The organism is uncultured Cardiobacterium sp. (genome assembly GCF_938028185.1).
Lineage (GTDB): Bacteria > Pseudomonadota > Gammaproteobacteria > Cardiobacteriales > Cardiobacteriaceae > Cardiobacterium.
Genome location: NZ_CALJAH010000059.1, coordinates 1 through 3877, shown reverse-complemented (window position 1 = coordinate 3877; position 3877 = coordinate 1). Strand labels below are relative to the sequence as shown.

4 protein-coding genes are annotated in these 3877 nt (G+C 62.8%); 3 read left to right on the top strand and 1 reads right to left on the bottom strand.

What is annotated here, in order from left to right; translation table 11 throughout:
* A partial coding sequence (locus tag Q0349_RS02010; protein ID WP_298079172.1) for a Gldg family protein occupies nucleotides 1-1192 on the bottom strand: 1192 nt, incomplete at its 3' end.
* A gap of 26 nt (nucleotides 1193-1218) precedes the next feature.
* Between Q0349_RS02010 and xerD the strand changes: the two genes are divergently transcribed.
* The 3 genes from xerD (at nucleotide 1219) to Q0349_RS01995 (ending at nucleotide 3726) form a co-directional block, all read left to right on the top strand.
* Nucleotides 1219-2085, top strand: coding sequence for a site-specific tyrosine recombinase XerD (xerD, locus tag Q0349_RS02005; protein ID WP_298079171.1), 867 nt, complete (start codon nucleotides 1219-1221; stop codon nucleotides 2083-2085).
* A 91-nt stretch (nucleotides 2086-2176) separates the two neighbouring features.
* Nucleotides 2177-3328: a thioredoxin fold domain-containing protein gene (locus Q0349_RS02000; RefSeq protein WP_298079170.1), complete on the top strand. Its 1152-nt coding sequence runs from the start codon at nucleotides 2177-2179 to the stop codon at nucleotides 3326-3328.
* A gap of 158 nt (nucleotides 3329-3486) precedes the next feature.
* Nucleotides 3487-3726, top strand: coding sequence for a hypothetical protein (locus tag Q0349_RS01995; protein ID WP_298079169.1), 240 nt, complete (start codon nucleotides 3487-3489; stop codon nucleotides 3724-3726).
* Nucleotides 3727-3877: the final 151 nt, after the last annotated feature.

The window sequence follows — 3877 nt, the reverse complement described above, 5'->3', positions numbered from 1 at the left end:
GGTTCACGACTGCCGCGCGGCGCGCGCTGATGACGTGTACCCGCGCTTCGAGGTTGTCCGCAATCATGCCGACCGGGTCGGTGATGCCCTGGTGGTTATCGACGATGAATTGTTGTTCCAGCACGTGCAGGGTGTCCTGCTCTTCTTTGCGCGCCAGTTGTCGGGCGCGCATCACGGCATGGACGAGGTCGTTTTTGCTGATGCGGCGGTTGCGGATTTGCGCGCGGCCGTCGCTGTTCATGCCGAGGATATGGTCACCGCTAATGCTGATAAGCGCGCTGTTGATTTTTAGACCGGCTTCTTCTTCGGCGATGGCAACGGCAGTCGGCAAGAGCGGCGCCTGGCTGATGCCGTCGCTGACGCGGTCGTCGCCGAGGGTGTCGATGATGAGCATTTGCGGGTCGTTCAGGCCGTAGTTTTTCGCGCCGGGGTCGATGATGCTGCCCTCCACCAGTTTCAGCCCGGTGAGGGTGGCGAGCCACGGCGGCAGGTAGGGGTGGCGGGTGTCGGTGGTGTAGAGCAGGTTGCCGCCGCGCGCGAGGTAGGTTTGTAGCGCGCTGCCGTGGTCTTGCGGGATGGTTTCGGGGTCGGCGATGACGAGCAGGGTGGTGCTGCGCGGGATGTCGCGCACGCGGTTTTGGTCCTGGTCGCCGACGGTGGTTTTGGCGTTTTGGATGCGCTCGTAGGCGGCGCGCCAGTTGCCGCTGCTGTCCTGCCGCCAGGCGCGTTCGCCGTGGCCTTGCAGGTGCAGGATTTGGCTGTCGCTGCTTTCGCCGAGGTTGAGTAGTGCGGTGGCGAGGCTTTGCGGGCTGGCGATGTCGATGCGTTCGCCGTGCGTACCGTCGGTGAGGTAGAGCTGGCCTTCGCGGATGATGTCGCGCTCCTGCACGCGCAGCGGGTCGCTGTCGGGGTTGATAAACTCCAAATGCAAGCGCGGTTGCAGTTGTTTGTAGGGGGCGACGAGGTCGGCGAATCCCCGCCGCTGGCGCGGGTTGTTGCGCACATAGGCTTCGAGGGTGATGTCGCCTTTGAGGTCGCGGATGGCCTGTTTTTGTGCTTCGCTCAGTTGCAGCAGCGGCTGGTCGCGCAGGATGAGGGCGCGGTTGTCGTGCAGGCTCCACCAGGCGCAGGCGATAAGGGTGGCGGCGATGAGCGGCAGCAGCGCGGTGTAATATAGTGTCTGTTTTTTCATGGGACTATTTTAGCGGGGGTTTTGCGGTGATTGAGCGTTTTTGTGAGGCGATGGAGCTGGAGGCGGGGCTGGCGGCGGCGTCGGTGGCGTCGTACCGCCGCGATTTGCAATTGGCGCAGCGGCTGTGCGACAAGCCGGTCGAAGGGTTTGCGACGGCGGATGTGCAGGCGGTGCTGGCGCAAATGCTGGATTTGCGGCGCAAACCGTCGTCGTTGGCGCGGATGCGGGCATCACTACGCCGTTTTTTTGGCTGGATGATGGAGGAGCGGCTGCGTGCGGATGATCCGTCGGCATTGCTGGAGGCGGTGCGGCAGGAGAAGCGCCTGCCGCGCGGCTTGTCCGAGGCGGATGTGGAGCGGCTGCTCGCCGCGCCGCTGACGGATTCGGCGGAAGGTTTGCGCGATGCGGCGATGCTGGAGCTGCTGTATGCCTGCGGGCTGCGGGTGAGCGAGCTGGTCGGCTTGCCGCTGTCGGCGGTGTTTTTGCAGGAGGGGATTTTGCGGGTACGCGGCAAGGGCGACAAGGAGCGGCTGGTGCCGATGGGCGAGCAGGCGGCGGAGATGGTCGCACGTTATTGTCGTGAGGCGCGCCCGGTGCTGCTGGGCAAACGGGTGAGCGATGTGCTGTTTGTCAGCGCACGCGGCGGGGCGATGAGCCGCCGCGCGTTTTGGCAGTTGATTCATGATTATGCGATTGCCGTCGGTATTACTGCGCCGGTGTCGCCGCACACATTGCGTCATGCGTTTGCCACGCATCTGGTCAATCACGGCGCGGATTTGCGCGTGGTGCAGTTGTTGCTCGGTCACAGCAGTCTTTCGACGACACAGATTTATACGCACGTCGCCGAGGCGCGGCTGGCGAAGGTGTTTGCCGCGCATCATCCGCGTGCATGACGTTACGGTAATAACCGCGCATCGTCATGATACGGCTGTGCTGTTGTCGGTATGATACAAGTCTGTTTTCCCCCGGATGCCGTTGATTCCCATGCGAACCCTGCCCTGTCTGCTCATCGCCGCGACCACCCTCGCGCACGCCGCCTCGCCCAATATGGAGCTGGCGAAATCGGTCTTCGACCCGCGGGTGATGAGCAATGCGGAGGAATCGCCGATTCCCGGACTGTACCAGTTCGCGCAGGGGACGGAGGTGTTCTACATCAGCGCCGATGGCCGCTATGTGATGCAGGGCGAGATGATTGACCTGCAAACGCAGAGCAATGTCACCGAAGTCTTCCGCGCCTCCGAACGGGTCAAGGCGCTGGCGCAGGTTGACCCGAAAACGATGATTAGTGTCTCGCCCACCACGCCGCAGCATCAGGTGAGCGTGTTCATCGACGTGGACTGCCCCTATTGCCGCGTCATGCAGCAAAACATCCTTGAATACACCCAGCGCGGCATCGCTATCCGCTACCTCGCCTTCCCGCGCAGCGGCCCCGAATCCGTCGCAGCGCTGCGGATGTCGCAAGTGTGGTGTTCGCCCGACCGCCTCACCGCGCTCCTGCTCGCCGAAACCGACCAGCCGCTGCCCAACTCGCGTGGCGACTGCACCAACATCATCCGCGAACACTTCGCCACCGGCCTGCAAATCGGCATTGCCAGCACGCCGTCGGTCATTCTCGAAGATGGCACGCTGATTCCCGGCTTCGTCGCCCCTGCCAACCTCGAAGCCATATTGAGCCAGCATCCGCCGCGTCCCGCCCAAAAAGAGCTGCGCAGTCCGGTACGCCGTCCGCCCCCGCCGCTGCCGCCCGAACCGCCGCTGTTGCCGCAGCCCGCGCTGGCCATCGCCCTGATGAGCGCCCTCAAGGTACAAACTGCCACCGCCGACGGCAACGACCCGCAACAAAAGCTGGAAAAAGAAGCCGCTGCGGGCAGCGCCGACGCCGCCTTCAAACTGGGACGGCGTTACGACGAAGGCGAAGGCGTCGCCCAAGATGCCGCCAAGGCGGAACTCTACTACCGCCAGGCGCTGCAACAATGGCAAAAAGACGCGGCGGCGGGCAATGCCGAAGCGCAATATCAACTGGGGGTAATGTACCGCGAAGGGCTGGGCGTCATCGCCGACAGCGTCCAGGCGCGCGCCTGGTTTGAAAAAGCGGCAATGCAGGGCGACGAGGCGGCCAAAGCGGCACTGGAATAAGGTGATGGACGCGCAGGAAACGGCTCGCAACGGGCCGTTTTTTCATGGGCGCACGGTCGTTGGCGTGTGGCGCGAAAACCCTTATGATGCGCGGCGCGACAGGGCGGACTGCGGCATCCGTCCCGCGTCCAACAGACGGCAATTCTTTCAGGTGTGGCATGGCAGGCATTGAAATCAACAAAACCGGCAAGATTATCCAGGGCGATTACTTCGGCTGGCATATCAGAATTTTGAACGACAAGGACTATACCGGCGGATTTCTCGTGCTGCTCACCTCGCCCTTCAACCCGGAAGACCATTACGACCACTGGGCAAGCGATGCGCGCGAGCTGAAAACGTTTATGGCGCAGCGCGACTGGATTATCGACTGGGATGCCGATATTGCCTCAAGCCATTGAGATGACCGCACAAAAAAACCGCCCCGGAGAACCTATCCAAAATTGTGGAGAAGCACTTTTCGATGTAGTGAACGAAGCGAGGCAAGCCGTCAATATGTCCCCTCCCCCTGTGGGGGAGGGTTAGGGTGGGGCAGCAGACAACAGCCCGGCA